Annotated in this window: 20 protein-coding genes; 15 read left to right on the top strand and 5 right to left on the bottom strand. The window is 72.5% G+C overall.

The features are described 5' to 3' along the window. The first annotated feature begins 34 nt into the window (after positions 1–34). The 9 genes from ACFOYX_RS15865 (at position 35) to ACFOYX_RS15825 (ending at position 8471) form a co-directional block, all read left to right on the top strand. A complete protein-coding gene (locus ACFOYX_RS15865; protein ID WP_322441179.1) occupies positions 35–190 on the top strand; it encodes a hypothetical protein in 156 nt (51 codons plus the stop codon). Positions 191–852: 662 nt separating this feature from the next. Then, positions 853–1680, top strand: coding sequence for a DUF5994 family protein (locus tag ACFOYX_RS15860; protein WP_322441178.1), 828 nt, complete (start codon positions 853–855; stop codon positions 1678–1680). A gap of 20 nt (positions 1681–1700) precedes the next feature. After that, on the top strand, positions 1701–2687 hold the full coding sequence (locus ACFOYX_RS15855; protein WP_377534074.1) for a glycosyltransferase family 4 protein: 987 nt from the start codon (positions 1701–1703) through the stop codon (positions 2685–2687). Between the two features lie 200 nt (positions 2688–2887). Further along, complete coding sequence (locus tag ACFOYX_RS15850) at positions 2888–4027, top strand: glycosyltransferase (protein ID WP_322441175.1); 1140 nt, start codon at positions 2888–2890, stop codon at positions 4025–4027. Continuing rightward, entirely contained in the window at positions 4024–5079 is a 1056-nt protein-coding gene (locus ACFOYX_RS15845; protein ID WP_322441174.1) for a glycosyltransferase, read from the top strand. Before ACFOYX_RS15850 ends, ACFOYX_RS15845 begins: the two co-directional genes overlap by 4 nt. Next, complete coding sequence (locus ACFOYX_RS15840; protein ID WP_109801406.1) at positions 5076–6554, top strand: glycoside hydrolase family 130 protein; 1479 nt, start codon at positions 5076–5078, stop codon at positions 6552–6554. The genes ACFOYX_RS15845 and ACFOYX_RS15840 overlap by 4 nt, the downstream gene beginning before the upstream one ends. 109 nt (positions 6555–6663) lie before the next feature. Next, positions 6664–6852 (top strand): hypothetical protein, encoded by a 189-nt coding sequence (locus ACFOYX_RS15835; protein ID WP_322441173.1) that lies wholly within the window; start codon positions 6664–6666, stop codon positions 6850–6852. A 122-nt stretch (positions 6853–6974) separates the two neighbouring features. Then, positions 6975–7109, top strand: a complete 135-nt coding sequence (locus ACFOYX_RS15830) for a hypothetical protein (RefSeq protein WP_322441172.1) — start codon at positions 6975–6977, stop codon at positions 7107–7109. Positions 7110–7256: 147 nt separating this feature from the next. Continuing rightward, complete coding sequence (locus ACFOYX_RS15825; RefSeq protein ID WP_322475106.1) at positions 7257–8471, top strand: MFS transporter; 1215 nt, start codon at positions 7257–7259, stop codon at positions 8469–8471. A 48-nt stretch (positions 8472–8519) separates the two neighbouring features. On the opposite strand, the gene ACFOYX_RS15820 is transcribed toward ACFOYX_RS15825, so the two are convergent. Beyond that, positions 8520–8777, bottom strand: a complete 258-nt coding sequence (locus ACFOYX_RS15820) for a hypothetical protein (RefSeq protein WP_322441169.1) — start codon at positions 8775–8777, stop codon at positions 8520–8522. A 304-nt stretch (positions 8778–9081) separates the two neighbouring features. Here ACFOYX_RS15820 and ACFOYX_RS15815 point away from each other — a divergent pair, with 304 nt between their 5' ends. The 6 genes from ACFOYX_RS15815 (at position 9082) to ACFOYX_RS15790 (ending at position 14083) form a co-directional block, all read left to right on the top strand. After that, positions 9082–9747: a response regulator transcription factor gene (locus tag ACFOYX_RS15815; RefSeq protein WP_322441168.1), complete on the top strand. Its 666-nt coding sequence runs from the start codon at positions 9082–9084 to the stop codon at positions 9745–9747. Further along, complete coding sequence (locus tag ACFOYX_RS15810) at positions 9744–10808, top strand: HAMP domain-containing sensor histidine kinase (RefSeq protein ID WP_322441167.1); 1065 nt, start codon at positions 9744–9746, stop codon at positions 10806–10808. Before ACFOYX_RS15815 ends, ACFOYX_RS15810 begins: the two co-directional genes overlap by 4 nt. Before the next feature lie 143 nt (positions 10809–10951). Beyond that, a complete protein-coding gene (locus ACFOYX_RS15805; RefSeq protein WP_322441166.1) occupies positions 10952–11179 on the top strand; it encodes a hypothetical protein in 228 nt (75 codons plus the stop codon). Positions 11180–11193: 14 nt separating this feature from the next. Next, a complete protein-coding gene (locus ACFOYX_RS15800) occupies positions 11194–12324 on the top strand; it encodes a pyridoxal-phosphate dependent enzyme (protein WP_322441165.1) in 1131 nt (376 codons plus the stop codon). Then, positions 12321–13448 (top strand): D-alanine--D-alanine ligase family protein, encoded by a 1128-nt coding sequence (locus ACFOYX_RS15795; RefSeq protein WP_322441164.1) that lies wholly within the window; start codon positions 12321–12323, stop codon positions 13446–13448. The genes ACFOYX_RS15800 and ACFOYX_RS15795 overlap by 4 nt, the downstream gene beginning before the upstream one ends. Beyond that, complete coding sequence (locus tag ACFOYX_RS15790) at positions 13448–14083, top strand: M15 family metallopeptidase (protein WP_322441163.1); 636 nt, start codon at positions 13448–13450, stop codon at positions 14081–14083. Before ACFOYX_RS15795 ends, ACFOYX_RS15790 begins: the two co-directional genes overlap by 1 nt. 47 nt (positions 14084–14130) lie before the next feature. Here the strand turns inward: ACFOYX_RS15790 and ACFOYX_RS15785 are convergent, their stop codons facing one another. The 4 genes from ACFOYX_RS15785 to ACFOYX_RS15770 are packed head-to-tail and all read right to left on the bottom strand — an operon-like array spanning position 14131 to position 17522. Beyond that, entirely contained in the window at positions 14131–15054 is a 924-nt protein-coding gene (locus ACFOYX_RS15785) for a carbohydrate ABC transporter permease (protein ID WP_322441162.1), read from the bottom strand. Continuing rightward, complete coding sequence (locus ACFOYX_RS15780) at positions 15051–15218, bottom strand: hypothetical protein (protein WP_322441161.1); 168 nt, start codon at positions 15216–15218, stop codon at positions 15051–15053. Before ACFOYX_RS15780 ends, ACFOYX_RS15785 begins: the two co-directional genes overlap by 4 nt. After that, positions 15215–16165, bottom strand: a complete 951-nt coding sequence (locus ACFOYX_RS15775) for a sugar ABC transporter permease (protein WP_322441160.1) — start codon at positions 16163–16165, stop codon at positions 15215–15217. Before ACFOYX_RS15775 ends, ACFOYX_RS15780 begins: the two co-directional genes overlap by 4 nt. A 7-nt stretch (positions 16166–16172) precedes the next feature. Next, positions 16173–17522: an extracellular solute-binding protein gene (locus ACFOYX_RS15770; protein ID WP_322441159.1), complete on the bottom strand. Its 1350-nt coding sequence runs from the start codon at positions 17520–17522 to the stop codon at positions 16173–16175. Positions 17523–17603: the final 81 nt, after the last annotated feature.

Raw genomic sequence — 17603 nt, 5'->3', positions numbered from 1 at the left:
GCGGCGCGGACGCCGGCGAGCAGAGGGAGACGTGATGACATCGGTTACGCAACGCATCAAGGGACTTCTGAACGGCCCGCAGGCGCGCAAGCTGATGCAGAGCGGGCGACGCCAGGCGGCGAAGCCGAGCACCCAGCAGAAGCTGCGGCAGCTCGCAGGGCGGATGACCGGCCGGCCATCCCCCCGCTGAGGGGGAATGCCACAGAAGGAGGACCAATTGGCCTCCGGACACATCGACCGCATAGTGACTGACGGCGCCTGACCCGGGGTCATTTCGCCCGATGATCGGACTCATCGCCCTCCGACCTCGACCACGGCGCGTGCCACCGCCCACCTGGATCTGAGGCCGGCCCTGACAGCGCGCGGGTCCGGATCGCTCGGGTGAGCCTCGGCCCCTTGGCGCGCGCGACGCGGAGCAACCCGGTCCGGACAGGCGTAGGCTGGGGCTATCCCGGAATCGACGACATCCCACTTTCGAGGTGCCCGCCACGCCGGCTCCGCCCGAGGGATGCCATGTCCGTACCCGACAACCCGATCTGCAGCGGCCCGCCCGACCGACCGACCTCCCGTCGTCGGAGCATCGGGACCGAGCCGCCTCCCGCCGCCCCGGGTGCCGTTGACCCTCGCCGGCGCGGCCCAGATCGGCAGTCTGCGCCGCGACGCTCGCGTTCGTCGCCATGATGGTCGGCACGGTCCGCATCGCCCAGCTGCACCGGCTCCACCTCAGAGGCTGAGCTGAGCAACGGCCCGGCCCCGGGGTGGGGTCGGCGAACTGGTATCCCGCCCGGCTCATTGCGCGATTCCGGCGCACGACCCACCGCCACGCCGCGGTCACGGCGATAAGGATCCGACATGATGCCACGTACCGACCCCCTCGCTCCCCCATCGCCGCCATCGACGCCACGCCTACGGATCGAACCGACGCGGTCCCCGCGGACGCTGCTCGACGGCGGCTGGTGGCCCCGCTCGACCGACCCGCTCGCGGAGCTGCCCGGCCTCGTCCTCGCCATCGACCTGTTGCGCGGGCCGATCATCCGGCTGGTCCTCAACGCCGGGATCTGGGACGGCAGTCCGCGCCGCCTTGCCGTCGGCGGCAGGGTTCTGCGACTGGGCTACTTCACCAGTCAGCCTGCCGGCCTGCTGACCGCGATCTGCCTCAACAACGACCGGGTGGACCTGCTGGTCGTCCCGCCGGAAACCGCAGGCGACCTGGCCGAGGCGGCGATGGCGCTCGCCGCCACCGCCGGCAACCTGGTCCATGCTCCGCAGCTGCTCGCCGCCGCGGGCAAGCTGTCCGACGCGAGGGTCGACAGCGCGGGCAGGCGTACCTGGGAGACGGAGGGCGGCAGTCTCCGCACCGCCCCCGACGCCCGCGCCACCGTCGCTTCCCGCAGAGCCGACGTCAGAACCGCCGGGAAGTTCGCGCCGGTGGAACCGGTGCTCGCGCCGACAGCACCCGGGCCGAGGCAGCGAAGGACCGACGACGTTCCCACCGAGGGGCAGCCCGTGACAATCGCCCGGCACACCATCATCTCCGCACTGCGTCGGCGCGGTCAGCACACCAGGGCCGACTGGGTCGAACGGGAGCTGCCGGACCAGGTCGACACGGCCCGACACGCCGGGCTGCTCGCGACCCTGCATCTCGATCCGACCGACCTCGCCGAGCCGACCGCCCGGTGAAGGTGGCCCTGCTCGGGCCAGTGGCATGGCGGACCCCGCCGCGCCACTACGGCCCCTGGGAACAGGTGACCGGTCTGCTCGCGGATGGGCTCGCCGCGCGGGGCGTACAGGTGACGCTCTTCGCCACGTTGGACTCGATCACCTCCGCCACTCTCGACGGGGTGTGCCCACGCGGGTACGCCGAGGATCAGAGCATGGACGGGCGGGTCTGGGAGGCGCTGCACGTCTCCCACGCGCTGGCCCGGTCTGCCGAGTTCGACCTCGTGCACAGCCACCTGGACTGGTTGCCGCTGGCCTTCGCCGGGCACTGCCACGCCCCGCTGCTGACCACTGTGCACGGCTTCTCCGGGGCGGGGATCCTGCCGGCGTACGAGAAGAGCCGCTCGTCCTACGTCTCCATCTCCGACGCCGACCGGATCTCGGGGCTCGAGTACCTCGCCACGGTGCACCATGGGGTCGACCTGGACGGGTTGCCGTTCACCCCGGACCCCGGCCCCGGGCTGGTGGTCTTCGGCCGGATCCACCCCGACAAGGGCACCCATACCGCCATCGAGATCGCCCGGCGGGCCGGCCGGCCGCTGAGCATCTGCGGCATCGTGCAGGACGAGCGCTACTTCAGCGAGCAGATTGCCCCGCACATCGATGGCGAGAGGGTCACCTTCCACGGCGCCGTGGGCCCACGCCGGCGCGGGGAGATCCTGGGCGGCAGCTCCGCGCTGCTGCACCCAATCGCCTTCGACGAACCGTTCGGCCTGTCCGTGGTGGAGTCGATGGCCTGCGGGACGCCGGTCGTGGCGTACGCGCGGGGGTCGATGTCCGAGGTGGTCGACGAAGGGGTGACGGGGCTGCTCGTACAGACCGTCGAGCAGGCCGTCGAGGCCGTCGGCCGGGTCGCGTCGATCGACCGGGTGGGCTGCCGGGCGCGGGCCCGGCAACGCTTCGGCGCCGACCGGATGGTCACCGACTACCTGGCCGTCTACGACGACATCGGTCGGCGGGAACGCTGATACTGTCCAGGGGCCGACGATTCCCCGTGAATCCGGCCCCGTCCGATCCAGGTTCGCTGCCGGCCCCACCTCCCGCTGACGCGGCGGCCGCCCCGAAACCCGTTCCGCCGGCCATTCACGCTGGCCGACGTGCGCCGTTACCTCGTGAGGCCCGCCCCGTCCCCCCGGTGGCGGCCGACAACCGGAAGGCACGGCACCCTATGCCCGTCAGCTACGGCTTCCTGAGCACCCACCCACCGACCCGGTGCGGACTGGCCACCTTCAACTCCGCCCTCACCGCCCACCTCACCCTCGGCGGCACGCCCGGCGGCGTCGTTCGGGTCACCGCCCCCGGCGACGACCAGCGCCCCGAACCCGGCGTCGTACACACCTGGTCGGCGCGGAACGCGGCCGGCTGGCGGGGGGCCGCCACCGCTCTCAACGCCTTCGACGTGGCCGTCGTGCAGCACGAGTACGGCATCTACCCCGGGGCCGACGGCGAGGATGTCCTGCCGATGCTGCGCCGGCTCAACGTACCGAGCATCGTGGTCCTGCACACCGTGCTCCGTCAGCCCTCGGCCCGGCAGAAGACGCTGCTGGAACAGATCGTGGCCGTGGCCGGCGCGGTCGTCACGATGACTGACACCGCCCACGACCGGCTGATCGTCGGCTACGCGGTGGACCCGGCGAAGGTCTCAGTCATCCCGCACGGCGCCGCCGACCACGTCGGCGCACCCACGCCGAGGCGTACCCGCCCGCACCTGCTCACCTGGGGACTACTCGGTCCCGGTAAGGGCATCGAGTGGGCGCTGCGGGCGCTGGCCCGGTTGCAGGACCTCGACCCGACCCCCACGTACACCGTCGCCGGCCGGACCCATCCGAAGGTGATCGAGCACCAGGGCGAGGCATACCGGATCGGCCTGCACCGCCTCGGCGCCGAACTCGGCGTCGCGCACGCCGTGGACTACCAGGCCGCGTACCTCGACCCGGCCGCCCTCGGCGCCCTGGTCCGCTCCGCCGACGTGGTCGTGCTGCCCTACGACTCACGGGAACAGGTGACGTCCGGCGTGCTGATCGAAGCGGTGGCCGCCGGCGTCCCCGTGGTCGCCACGCCCTTCCCGCACGCCGTCGAGCTGCTCACCGGCGGCCCCGGGTTGGTCGTACCCCATCAGGACCCGACCGCGCTGGCGGCCGCGATCCGGCGGATCCTGACCGAGCCGGGCCTGGCCGCCGGCCTCGCCTCACGGACCCGGCCGATCGCCGCGGAGCTGCGCTGGCCGGCGGTGGCGGCGCGGTACGACGCGCTCGCCGGCCGGCTCCTCGCCGGTCGGTCACCCGCGGTCGCCCCGGTGCCGGCGTGACCGCGACGCGCGACCGGCCCCGCGACGACCGCCGCCGCACCGCCGAGCTGGCGGTACCCGCTCCGAGCTTCACGCACCTGGCCCGGCTCAGCGACGACACCGGCCTCTTCGAACACGCCCGGCACGCCATCGTCCGCCGGGAACACGGCTACTGCACCGACGACGTCGCCCGGGGTCTGCTGGTCGCCAGCCGGGAGCCGGAGCCGTCGGCGCAGGTGCTCGGGCTGGCCGAGTGCTACCTGGCCTTCCTGACCCACGCCCAGGACGGCCGCGGCGCCTTCCACAACCGCCTTGGCCACGACCGACAGTGGGCCGACCAGCCCGCTCTCGGTGACTGGTGGGGCCGGGCCCTGTGGGGGCTGGGGACGGCCGCCGCCCGCCACCCGGCCGCCTGGATCCGCGAGGAGGCCCTCGTCGCCTTCAGCTGCGGCGCCGTCCGGCGGTCGGCCGCGCCGCACGCGATGGCCTTCGCCGGGCTGGGCGCCGCCGAGGTGCTGCGTCGCCATCCCGGACACGCCGCCGCGGCGGCGCTGCTGGCCGACGCCGCCCGCGCCGTCGGCCCCGCCGACCCCGATCCGCGTTGGCCGTGGCCGCAGCAGCGGCTCAGCTACGCCAGCGCGGCCCTCGCGGAGGTCGTCATCGCCGCCGGCCAACTGCGCGGGGACGCGCCGCTGCTCGCTGCCGGGCTGCGGATGCTGACCTGGCTGTGCGAGGTCCAGCTCCGCAACGGACGGCTCTCGGTCGTACCCGCTGAAGGCTGGGAACGCGACAGCCCTCGGCTGCGCCACGACCAGCAGCCCATCGAGGTCGCCGCCCTCGCCGACGCCTGCGCCACCGCCGCCGCGGTGACCGGTGACCCGGCCTGGGAGATCGGGCTCGAGCGGGCCGTCGGGTGGTTCCTCGGGGACAACGACCTAGGCATGGCCATGTGGGACCCGGCGACCGGCGGCGGCTACGACGGGCTGACCCCGCACGGCCCCAACTTCAACCAGGGCGCGGAGTCGACCCTGGCGCTGATCTCCACCCTGCAGCACGCCCGGCGGTGGTCGTGACCGGAACCCCGGCCACCCGCCAGCGGCTCACCCTCGCCCCCGACCCCCGCCGGGTCATCATCAAGCTCTTCGTCCCGGGTGAGGACGCCGCGGTGGCGCACACCCGCGCGCACGACCTCGTCGACCGGATCGCGGACCTCGACCCGGACGAGACGGAGCTGCTGCTCCGACGGACCCTGCACGACTTCGGCGACCGGCACCGCGACCTGGAAGGCACCTTCCAGCACCACTACGAGCTCGTCCGGCACCGGGTCACCCGCACCCGGCAGCTCTCCCCCACCGCCCGGCTGCTGGTAGGTGCCTACTTCAGTCACGAGTTCGCCGTCGAGGCCGCGGCGCTGTGCAATCCGTCCATGGTGGCCCACCCCGACCAGTCGGCGCTGCGACCCGGGCAGCTACGGGTGGCGGTCAGCCTGCGCCAGATCGGTGAGGGTCACCTCTCCTCCATCGGGTTCGCCAGCGCCGTGCTGGGGCCCGGGAGCCACCTCGCCGTGCAGGGGCGGCCGGGGCCGCTGGTGACGGGCCGCCCCGGTCACGTCCAGCACCGACGGGACCTGCTCGCCGCCGGGCTGCGCGAGGAGGGCTGGGACAACGAGGTCTCCGCCACCGTGCTGGCCACCCTGCCGGAACACTACGACGAGGCCGAATTCGAACGGGCGCTCGGCGACCTGCCGCCCGATCTGCTCTACCGCCACACCACGCCGGACACGCTGGAGCAGCTGCGCCGGACCTCCGCGGCCAGCTATGCCGTCGAATTCCCGGCCGACACTCTCCTGCATGAGCGGGTGCTCTGGCCGGCCACCGCGGCGGAGAGCAACGGCATGGAGGACGCCCGGTTCGTCAGGTACGTCGACGACGCCGGCACCCCGACCTACCGGGCGACGTACACGGCCTACGACGGTCAACGGATCGCCCCCCGCGCGCTGACCAGCGACGATCTGCGTCACTTCCGGATCGACCCGATGCGCGGACCGGGCACCCGGAACAAGGGCATCGCGCTCTTCCCCCGGGCCGTGGGCGGCCGGCACCTCGCACTGTGCCGCTCCGACGGTGAAACCATCGGCCTGACCGCCCTGGCCGACGACAACACCTGGCGGGCCCCGGTGCCGCTGCACGGACCGCGCCGCAGCTGGGAGTTGATCCAGGTCGGCAACTGCGGGTCGCCCATCGAGACCGACGCGGGCTGGCTCGTGCTCACCCACGGCGTCGGCCCGATGCGCCGCTACGCCATCGGAGCCCTGCTGCTCGACCTGCACCGACCGGAGCGGGTGATCGCCGAGCTGCCCGGGGCGCTACTGGCCCCCGACGACACCGAGCGCGAGGGTTACGTACCCAACGTCGTCTACTCCTGTGGAGCGCTGCTCCACGGCGACCTGCTCTGGCTGCCGTACGGCGCCAGCGACGCCCGGGTCGGCTTCGCCACCGTACCCCTCGCCCCGCTCGTCGAGGCGATGGTCCAGGGCCGGTCCAGCTGAAAGTCGAGCGGCCGACGAGGTACGGCGGGCCGGAGGTTCGGCATCCCACCCGGCGGGGCAAGCAGAGCGGCACCCACCCCCACAAATGAACAGCACGGAGATGAATGACATGCAGTACCTCAGTGACGTCAACCTACGCGCCGTCCTCAACGTCCTCATCAACCGCGCCGGCGGCACTGTGGAGATCAGCAACGCCGAACTGTACGACGCGTTGCTGCCCGATCACGCCCAGGGGGAACGGGTACGAGTGGAGGAGACACAAGACGGTCTCCGACTGTCCGTCGTTCCGCGTCAATAGGCGATCAGGCGTTGTCAAAGCCGCCAGGTCCCTGTGCCGCGCATCGCTGAGTCGCACGCCCTCGGCACGAGCGCTGATCGCCAGTTCGCCGCCATACCGACCGCAGAACCTGCGGATTTCGCGTGACCGGTGAGCCCGCCTGGCCACTCACCCCGGCGGCCAACGCGCTCACCCGGTTGCTCGGCGGGATACTCGTCCTCGCTGCTCCGTTCGCGCTGGGTTTCCTTGCCGACCATGTCGGGCTGGCCGTCGGATGACCATCTACATGCGTCGGCCAAGCTCTGGCCGCCGGCACACACCGAGGGGAGGTGTTGGTGGTGACGCGGACGGACGCTCGACCGGACGCCCCCGGTGAACGTCGGCTGGGGGTTGCGTGGCGTGGTGTAGCGCCGTACCGGCCGCTGATGGCGCTGATGCTGGCCAGCTCGACGGCGTCGTTCACGGCACTCGGTGCGCTGTCGTTGTTCGCGCGGGACGAGTTGGGCGCCTCGAACACCGAAGTCACGGTCAACTTCGTCGTCATCGCGCTGGCCGGCATGGCCGTGCTGCTCACGACGGGCCACTTCTCCGACCGGGGCCGCGTCCGGCGCGTGATCGTTCCGGCCGGTTTCGCGTGGCTGGCCGCCGGCTACGCGGTCCTGGCGAACGTGCGGTCTTACCCGGCGATGCTCGTCGTCGGGATCGTCTTCTTCTGCGCGGTCGGCGTCCCCAACGCGCAGCTGATGGCCCACAGCCGGGACCTCGTGGAGAGCCGGGACGACACCGCCACTTCCACGGCGGTGATCGCCACGATGCGCATCGTGCTGTCGATCGGTTCGTTCACCGGATTCGGCATCGGAGGTCTCGCTCTGGCCTATCTCGGGGCGCGTCCGCTCTTCCGGGTCGTGGCGGTCGCCTGCCTCGGCTGTCTGGCGCTGTCGTGGTACCTGCTGGGAAGGGGCGACACGGTCGCGGCCGCGACAGGGCGCCCGGTCACGGATGAGAACGTCGACGACCGGGGCGATGTCCGGACGCGGACGGCCGGTGGTCAGCGGCTACTGCTGATCCTCGCGGTCGTCATGGTGCTGTTCTCCAGTGGACGCATCATGCTGCTGTCCCAGTTGCCGATCGTGATGCGCGAATCTCTGCACGCCCCGCTGCAGCTGACCGGGTTGGCGCTGGCGCTGTCCCCGCTGTGCGAGCTGGTACTCATGCCGGCGATGGCGTTCGCCGCGCTGCGCTGGGGACGCGGCACGGTGTTCCTGGCAGGCGGTGCCGCGAGCGTCGCCTACTACGGCGGCCTCGTCGTCGTCACCACACCCGCGCAGTTGCTGCTGCTGCAGATCGGCTACGCGCTGTTCGGTGCCGCCACGGTGATGGTCGGCATCGACCTGGCGCAGCGGTTGATGGTGGGACGTGCCGGCAGGGCGACCTCGATCTACCTCAGTCACGAGAACGTGGCGGCGATCAATGGGAGTCTCGTGGCGACGGTGTCCGTTGCCACGCTGGGACCTCAGGTCGGCTTCCTCGTCCCGGCAACGCTGTGTCTGGTAGCGCTCGCGTCAGCCACGTGGGCGTTCACCCGCCATCCCGAGGCCTTCGACCTCCGCCGCGGGCCACCGCGCGTGCGGCGGCCCTGACATCCGCTACAGGCCGGGTTGAAGGTCGAGCTCAGCCGGCCCGCACCTTCACGCTGTCCAGCCGAGCCAGGCGTCCCCGTCCGAGACGACCGCCAGCCAGATCAGCACCGCCGCCAGCGGCACCAACGGCACGAGCGCCGGCCGCGGGCGAAGGAGCCGGATCGCCACCGCGAGGAGCACAAGCCAGACCCCCAGTAGCCCGGCGACCGCCCCGGCCGGGGCGACCAACCCACTCGCCGCGTACCAGATTCCCAGGGCCAGGTGTGCGGCCAGGCCGAGCCACCCCACCACGCGCGCCGTCTGCATCCGTCCATGGTCCGGCATCGGCCGCTCCGCCGGGTCGACGCCGAGCGTCGGGCCGGGCCGGGGGTCGGCACAGGCGACCCCGCCCCCTTGGTGACGCAGCTCACCCTCACCGCCGAGAGCACGCTTCCGGCCCGCACTAATGCCGCAGAGCGTGCGGCACAGGGACGAGACCGGCGGCCGGGCTTGCGGCGGTTTGTCCGCCGAGCGTCGCCGTGGAGGATGGCTCCTGCGGGTACTTACAGAACCCTTAACCCCGGCCTGCCACGGTGTGCCGGACGACGAGGGAACCACGGGGAGCGGAAGCGTGCGGGTGCTGGTGGCGGACGACGAGCGGTTGCTGGCGGACACGGTCGCCGAGGGGCTGCGGCGCCTCTCGATGGCCGTCGACGTCTGCTACGAAGGCGACGGCGCGCTGGAAAGGATCAAGGTGAACCGGTACGACGTGGCGGTGCTGGACCGGGACATGCCCGGGCAGACCGGCGACGAGGTGTGCCGGAGCATCGCCGGGTCCGACGTCGGTACCCGGGTGCTGCTGCTCACCGCGGCCGCCGGGATCCGGGACCGGGTGGAGGGGCTCGGCCTGGGCGCGGACGACTACCTGACCAAGCCGTTCGCCTTCGCCGAGCTGGTGGCCCGGGTGCAGGCCCTCGGCCGGCGGTCCGCGCCGGCCGTGCCACCGGTGCTGGAACAGCACGGCGTGGTGCTGGACGTCGCTCGGCACACCGCCACCCGGGACGGTCGCGCCCTCGGCCTGAGCCCCAAGGAGTTCGCCGTGCTGCACGTCCTGATGCGCGCGGGCGGCCGGGTGGTGAGCGCGGAGGAGCTGCTGGAGCAGGCCTGGGACGAGTTCGCCGACCCGTTCACCAACGCCGTGCGGGTCACCGTGATGACCCTGCGCAAGAAGCTCGGCGAGCCCGCGATCATCCATACCGTGCCCAAGGCCGGCTACCGGATCGGCAGCCCGGCGTGAACTGGACCCCCCGTCGCCGCATCCTGCTGGTCGGCGTGCTCGCCCTGCTCGTCGGGTACTCCCTGCCCGGCCTGGCGAAGCAGCTGCTGGGCGCCGTGTGGGTACGCGGCCAGCAGTTCTGCGACGTGCCGCTGCCCGGGCTGCAGCAGGCCTGCAGCCTGGCGCGGCCGGCCGCCGAAGGGCTGCTGGCGCTGGGCCTGCCGCTGGTGTTCCTGGTCGCCGTGGCGGCGCTGGCGTGGGCCACCCTGTGGTGCCTGCGCCCGGTGCGCGACCTCGCCGAGCCGATCGCGCACGTCGGGCCGCAGAACCTCGGCCACCGGATCCGACCCCGGGGGCGCGACGAGCTGGCCCGGCTCGCCCGGGCGATCGACGAGATGATGGAGCGCATCGCCGCCGGCTACGAGGGGCAGCGGCGGTTCGCCGCGAACGCCTCGCACGAGCTGCGCACGCCGCTGGCCGTGCAGCGGACGCTGATCGAGGTCGGCCTGGGCCGGGCGGCCACCGAAGACCAGCTGGAGCTGCTGACCGCCCAGCTGCTGGAGACCAACGAACGCAACGAGCGGCTCATCGACGGGCTGCTCGTGCTCAGCGAGAGCGACCAGGGGCTGCGCTCGAGTACGCCGCAACGGCTCGACGAGATCGTCACCGGCGTACTGGCCGCGTACCAGGACCGGACGACGCAGGCCGGCGTGACCGTCGAGTGCCGCCTCGATCCCCGGGTCGTGCTGGGCGAGCGGGTGCTGCTGGAACGCCTGGTGACGAACCTGGTGGAGAACGCGATCAAGTACAACCGGCCCGGCGGCACCCTCACCGTCACGGTCGGCGGCGATCCGGCGCTGAGCGTGGTCAACACCGGCCAGGTGGTGCCGGCCGAGGCGGTGCCGGGCCTGTTCGAGCCGTTCCGACGCCTGGCCCGGGACCGCACCAACCAGGGCGGGGGCGCCGGCCTCGGCCTCGCCATCGCCCGCTCGATCACCCAGGCACACGACGGCATCATCGCGGCCCGACCCGCCGAGTACGGCGGCCTTCGGGTCGACGTCCACCTGCCCGCCCCGCACTGACCCGGCCGACCCGCCAACACACCACCCACCTTCCCCGGGATCCGCGTATCGCGGCATCCCCACCTCCGGCATGCCCGGAAACCGACCCGTCCCCCATCCGGGACCCGGAACCTGCGCTGCCCGGAGCCGGAGAGGAGAGCACCGTGACGACCCGTACGGACCCGACCGCGACGACGGCGGCGGTCGCCCCGACGCCGGCGGACCGCGTGGTATGGGCCGACGTGGCCAAGGGCGCCTGCATCGTCCTCGTGGTGCTCTGGCACGTCGTGGTCAAGGGCTACCTCTGGCCGTCCACCGCGCGCTGCTGGCGGCCGGCGCGACCTGGCTGTTCGACCTGCCCACGCGCCGCCGGCGCCCGACCTCAACCGTAATCGAAGGAGACCCGATGTCACGCACAGATCCCCCGGCGCCGGCCGGCCCGACCAGGGCCGACGTCGAGGACGCCGCCCGGTGGTTGTCCGGCCGGGTGGTGCACACCCCCGTGCTGCGCTCCCCGGCGATCGACCGGCTGGCCGGCGCCCGGGTCCTGATGAAGGCGGAGAACCTGCAAGCCGGCGGCTCGTACAAGATGCGCGGCGCGCTGCTCGCGGTCGGCCGGCTCGCCGCCGCCGGGCACGCCGGGGTGGTCGCCCAGAGCACCGGCAACCACGCGGTGGCGGTGTCGCTGGCGGCCCGACGGCACGGGTTGACGGCCACCGTGGTGCTGCCGGTCGACGCGGCGGCGACCAAGGTGGCCCGGGCCCGGGCGGCCGGGGCGCGGGTCGTGCTCGCCGGCACCACCGTCGAGGAACGGCTCGCGGTGGCCCGCCAGGTCAGCGACGCCACCGGGCACCCGCTGATCGACGCGTACGACCACCCGGACGTCATCGCCGGGCAGGGCACCGCGAGCCTGGAGTTGATCGCCGAGGCCGAACGGGCCGGCACCCCGCTGGACGCGCTGGTGGTGCCGGTCGGCGGTGGCGGCGGGGTCGCGGGGGCCTGCCTGGCCGCGTCCGGCAGCGAGATCGACGTGTACGGGGTCGAGCCGGGCGGCTGCGACTCGCTGGCCCGCAGCCTGGCGGCCGGCCGGCGGGTCCCGGTCGCACCGGGGCCCACGATCGCCGACGGGCTGCGGCCGTCCTGCGTGGGTGAGCTGCCGTTCGCCGTGCTGCGCGACGGCGTGCGGGGCGTGGTGCGGGTCGACGACGAGGAGATCGCCGAGGCGTTCCGGCTGCTGCTGCTGGAGCTGAAGGTGCTCGCCGAGCCGTCCGGGGCGGCCGGCCTGGCCGGCGCGTTGCGCCTCGCGGCCGGCGGGGGCGGTACGGAGACGGGCGCTGTGGCCGGGCTCGACGTGGCCGGCGTGGGCGGGTTCGCGGCGAGCCACGTGGGCGGGCGGGAAACGGCCGGGGTGGGCCGGCGGAGGTACCGGACGGTCGGCGTCGTGCTGACCGGCGGCAATGTCGAGGCGGCGCTGGTCGCCCGGTTGGCGGGCGACGGGCTTGCCAATGGCACGAGTGTGGAAGGGGTGGCGGCATGAGCGCGCCGATCCGGATCGGGATTCTGTTCGGTGGCCCGTCGGCGGAGCACGCGGTCTCCTGCGCCTCGGCGCTCGGCGTGGCCCGGGCGCTGGCCGGCGGCGGGTACCGGACGGTCGCCATCGGCGTCACCCGCAGCGGCGGGTTCCGGCTGGTGCCGGATGCCGTCCTGGCCGAGCTGCGGGACCGGCCCGCCGCCGACCGGGCCATCGACGACCGGCTGACGGTGACCGGGCCGGCGGTCGAGCTGCGGGCCGGCCCGCGCCCGGGGACCGTGCTGGTTTCCACCCGGAACGCCCCCGGCGCGGTGCACGCCGAGCTGGACGTGGTCTTCCCGGTGCTGCACGGTCCGTTCGGCGAGGACGGGGTGGTGCAGGGGCTGCTGGAGTCGCTGGACGTGCCGTACGTCGGGTGCGGGATCCTCGCCTCCGCCGTCGGCATGAACAAGGTGGCGATGAAGCGGGCGCTGCTCGCCGACGGCATCCCGATCACCCCGCACGTCACGTTCGACGCGCACACCTACCGGCAGGCCGACGACCCGGCGAAGCTGGTGGTGGGGCTGCGCCGGCCGCTGTTTGTCAAGCCGGCCAGCATGGGCTCCTCGATCGGCATCTCCCGGGTCGGCGAGGGCGACGACCTGGCCGCCGCGGTGGAGGAGGCGCTCCGGCACGACCAGCTCGTCGTGGCCGAGCAGGGGGTCGCCGGCCGGGAGCTGGAGTGCGCCGTGCTGGGCGGCTGGCGCCCGGAGGCGTCGGCGGTGGGCGAGGTGCGGGTCGCCGGGGGTTGGTTCGACTACCGGCAGAAGTACTTCGGCGACGCCGACCCGATGGTGGTCCCGGCCGTGCTGCCCGACGAGGTGACCGAGCGGGTCCGCGAGCTGTCCCTGCGCGCGTTCGCCGCGATCGGGGGCTGGGGCCTGGCCCGGGTGGACTTCCTCTACGACGAGACGACCGGCGAGTTGTACGTCAACGAGCTGAACACCATGCCCGGTTTCACCGCGCACTCCATGTACCCGAAGGTGTGGGCGGCGGTGGGCGTCGGCTACCGCGAGGTGGTGGACCGCCTGGTCGAGCTGGCCCGTACCCGGCACGCGGAGCGCGCCGCGACCGCCGCCCGGAGCGCCTGATGATCCTGCTCTCCGATCCGCGGGTGGCGGCGGTGCCGAGCGCCGACGACGGCGAGCCGCTGGTGGACCTGCGCGACCTGCCCGAGCTGCGGCTGGACGGGCGGGCGGCCGACCCCGCCGGGGCGTACGCCCGGCTGCGCCGCGGGGTCGTGGACCGGCTGCTGACCGCGCAGCGTTCGCTGCCCGCCGGGGTGCGCCTGCTGGTCATCGAGGGATACCGGCCGTACCAGGCCCAGCTGGGCATCTTCACCGGCTACCGGGACGAGCTGCGCCGGCGGCACCCGGACTGGTCGCCGGAGCGGCTGCACCGGGAGACCAGCAAGTTCGTCTCGCCGGTCGAGGTGGCGCCGCACAGCACGGGCGGGGCGGTGGACCTGACCCTGTGCACCGACGACGGCGCGGAGCTGGACCTGGGCACCGCCGTGGACGCCACCCCGGAGGACAGCGCCGGCGCCTGCTTCACCGGCGCCCCCACCATCGGCGCGACCGCGCGCCGGCACCGACGGGTCCTGGTGGACGCGCTCGGCGGGGCGGGGCTGGTGAACTACCCGACCGAGTGGTGGCACTGGTCGTACGGCGACCGCTACTGGGCGTTGGCCACCGGCGCGTCCCACACCCGGTACGGGCCGCTGTGACGGACCATTCGCGGCGCGCTGCTGTTGAGCCTGATCGCCCGGACCGGTCAGCCCTTGCGACCGCTGGTGGCGATGCCCTCGACGAAGTGCCGCTGGGCGAGGAAGAACAGGATGATCATCGGCACGGTGGCGATGACGCTGCCGGCGAGGACGACCTCCCACTGCTGCTCGCCGCCGTAGCCGAACCGGTCGAGCACCACCTTCAGCCCGCGCGGCAGCGTGTAGAGCTGCTCGTTGCGCAGGTAGATCAGCGGCTTGAGCAGGTCCGTCCAGCTCGCCTTGAACTCGAAGACGAACGCCACCAGCAGGGCCGGCCGGATCAGCGGGAAGGCCAGCTTCCAGAACAGCTGCGGATAGCTGGCCCCGTCCACCCGGGCCGCCTCGAAGTACTCCCGGGGCAGCGAGAGGAGGAACTGACGGAGCAGGAAGATGTAGAACGCCGAGCCGAAGAGGTTGCCCGCCCAGAGCGGCACCTGGGTGTCGGTCAGCCCGAGCTTCGACCAGATCAGGTACGTCGGGATCATGGTGACCGCGAACGGCAGCATCATGGTGGCGAGCACCAGGCCGAAGAGCAGGTTGCGGCCGGGGAATCGGAAGTAGGCGAAGCCGAAGGCCACCCAGGCGCTGGAGATGGTGACCGCCGCGGCGGCGGCCGACCCGACCACCACGCTGTTGAGCAGCCAGGTGACCAGGGGCACCGCCCGCCACGCCTCGGCGTAGTTGTCCGGGGCGAAGGGGGTGGGCAGGAAGCCCGGGGCGAAGACGTACTCCCGGGGGCGCAGCGAGGCGCTGATCAGCCAGACGAACGGCAGCATGAAGATCACCGCCGCGCCGACCAGGGCCGCCACGAAGAGCACCCGCTGCCAGCGCGGTCGCCGGCCGTCCTCCGCGGGCAGCCGCCGGGCCGCCGGCGCCGCCGCCCCGATCTCGGGTACGGCGGTGACGGCGCCCGGGGAGACCGTGGTGCTCACGCCTCCGCCCGGCCCTCGGGGTCCTCCTCGGCCCGGGAACGCCGGGCGTTGGCCACCGGACCCTCGGTCACCGGGTATTCCCGGGCCGCGCACTGGTGGGGGTGCCAGTCGGCGCTCAGCCGGGTCCGCCGGCTGTTGGCCACCCCGTGGTACGACTCGCTCATTGGTCCTCCCCCTCGTAGTACACGAACCGGTTGCTGAGCTTCACCTGCACCACGGTGATCGCCAGGATGATCACGAAGAGCAGCCAGGCCATCGCCGAGGCGAAGCCCATGTGCAGGAACTGGAACGCTTCCTGGAACAAATGGATCACGTAGAACGATGCCGCATCGCTGTTGAACGACCCCGCGGTCTGCCGGTTGCCGAAGTACATGGTGTAGACCTCGGTGAACATCTGCAGCGACGCGATGGTGTTGACGATCAACGTGAAGAAGAGCGACCCGGAGATCATCGGCACGGTCACGTGCCGGAACCGGGCCCAGGCGCCGGCCCCGTCGAGGTCGGCGGCCTCGTACAGGTCGCGCGGCACGTTCTGCAACGCGGCCAGGTAGATGATCACGGTGGAGCCGAGGCTCCAGAGGCTCATCAGCACGATGCCGGGCAGCACCCAGTCGGGGTCGGTGGTCCAGCTCGGCCCGTCGATCCCCACCAGCCCCAGCGCCCGGTTGATCAGGCCGTCCTGGGTGTTGAGCAGGAGCAGGAACAGGATGCCGACGGCCACCGCCGGGGTCATCACCGGCAGGTAGAACACGGTCCGGAAGAAGCCCTGGAGCCGGCCGACCCGCTTGAGCAGCAGCGCCAGCCCCAGCGAGATGGCCATCACGAGCGGCACGTGCAGCGCCGTGTAGTAGACGGTGTTGCCGAGGCTGCGGGCGACCTGCGGGTCGGCCATCAGCTCCCGGTAGTTGTCCAGCCCGGTGTACTCCGGTGGGTTGATCACGTCGTACTCGGTGAAGCTGAGCCACGCGCTGGCGATCATCGGGCCGGCCTGGAAGACCAGGAACCCGACGATCCACGGCGCCAGGAACAGGTACGCCCAGCGGGCCTCCCGCCGGGCCAGCGGCGTACGACGCCGCCGGCCCGGGGCGGGAGCGCTGACGGTGGTGGCCATCGCCGGCCTACTTCGCGGCCTTGTCCAGCGCCGCGGTCGCCTCCTGCTGGGCCCGGCCCAGTGCCTGCGCCGGCTGGGCCTGCCCCGAGAGCACCCGGTTGACCGCGTCCGTCCAGGCCTTGTCGAACTCGGCGCCGGCCGGCGAGGCGGGCATGGCGAACGCGGCGTCCTGCGCCGACCGGATGGTGGCCACCGCGTCGTCGAAGCGCTTGTTGCCGGTCGGCTGGTACAGCTCGTCGAAGATCTTCTTGTCGGCGTTGGCGTTGCCGGTCCAGACGCCGGTGAAGGGCAGGTTGGCGGCCTTGCGCGCCTCGGCCCGGGCCTTCGCCGCGGCGAACCAGGTGTCGGTGGCGGTCATCTGCTTGACGAAGCGGCAGGCCGCGTCCGGGTTCTTCGCCCCCTTGGTGATCACCCAGGCCTGCCCGGCGGACATGGTCAACGGCTTGCCCTGCCGGTCGACGAAGGGCTTGACCACGAGCTCGGCCTTGGGGCTGTTCTTGGCAACCTGGTTGAGGAACCACTCCTCCATCGGCCACGCGGCGATCTGGTTCTTGGCCAGCGGGTTCTGCGCGCCGAAGAAGTCGAAGGTGTCCCGGAACGACTTGAACTTGCCCCAGCCGCCCTGGTCCTGGATCAGCTTCAGGCCGGCGGTCAGCGCCTCGACCACCTTCGGGTCGTTGAGGTTGGCCTTCGCGCCGTCGGCCGAGATCATCTCGGCGCCGTTGGCCTTGACCCACATCGGCAGGAACTCGGGGATCTTCGGGTCGATGCCGATCCTGGTGAGCTTGCCGCCGGTGACCTTGGCCAGTTTGGCGTTGAGCGCCGGCAGCGCCGCCCAGTCCGACAGGTCGACATCGTCGGCGGTCAGCCCGGCCTGCTTGAGCAGTGTCTCGTTGAGGTAGACCACGCGCACCTGGGAGAACTCGGGGATGCCGTAGACGATGCCGTCCAGGGTGACCTGGTCCTTGGCGGCCTGCCGGTACTGCCCGAGGTCGATCTGCTGCTTGTCGACGCAGTCGGTCAAGGGTTGGATCGAGCCGCGCTTGGCGTACGTGCCGATCAGCTTGCGGTCCATGTACACCAGGTCCGGCGGGTTGCCCGAGGCGACCGCCGAGAGGAGCTGCTGCTCGTCGAAGGCACCCTCGGTGATCTTCAAATCGACGTTGGGGTTGTCCCGTTTGAACGCGTCCACCCGGGTCTTGGCGATCTCGTCGGACAGGCCGAAGCCCATGGTGGTCAGCGCCCCCGTACCCTTCGATCCGCCGCCACCGCTGTCGCCGCCGCCGACTCCCCCGCAACCGCTGATCGCCAGGGTGAGGACCCCGGCCAGCGCAGTCACCCGCAGTGTCCGTGACATGGTTACCTCCTGAGAGCCCGCGGGCCGCCTTGCCCGCGCGAGCAGCACTTCTCCCGTCGAGCCGAATCTCAAACCCGACGA

It is taken from the genome of Micromonospora sp. GCM10011541 (assembly GCF_042650725.1).
Lineage (GTDB): Bacteria > Actinomycetota > Actinomycetes > Mycobacteriales > Micromonosporaceae > Micromonospora > Micromonospora sicca.
This window is presented reverse-complemented; position numbering and strand designations above follow the sequence as displayed.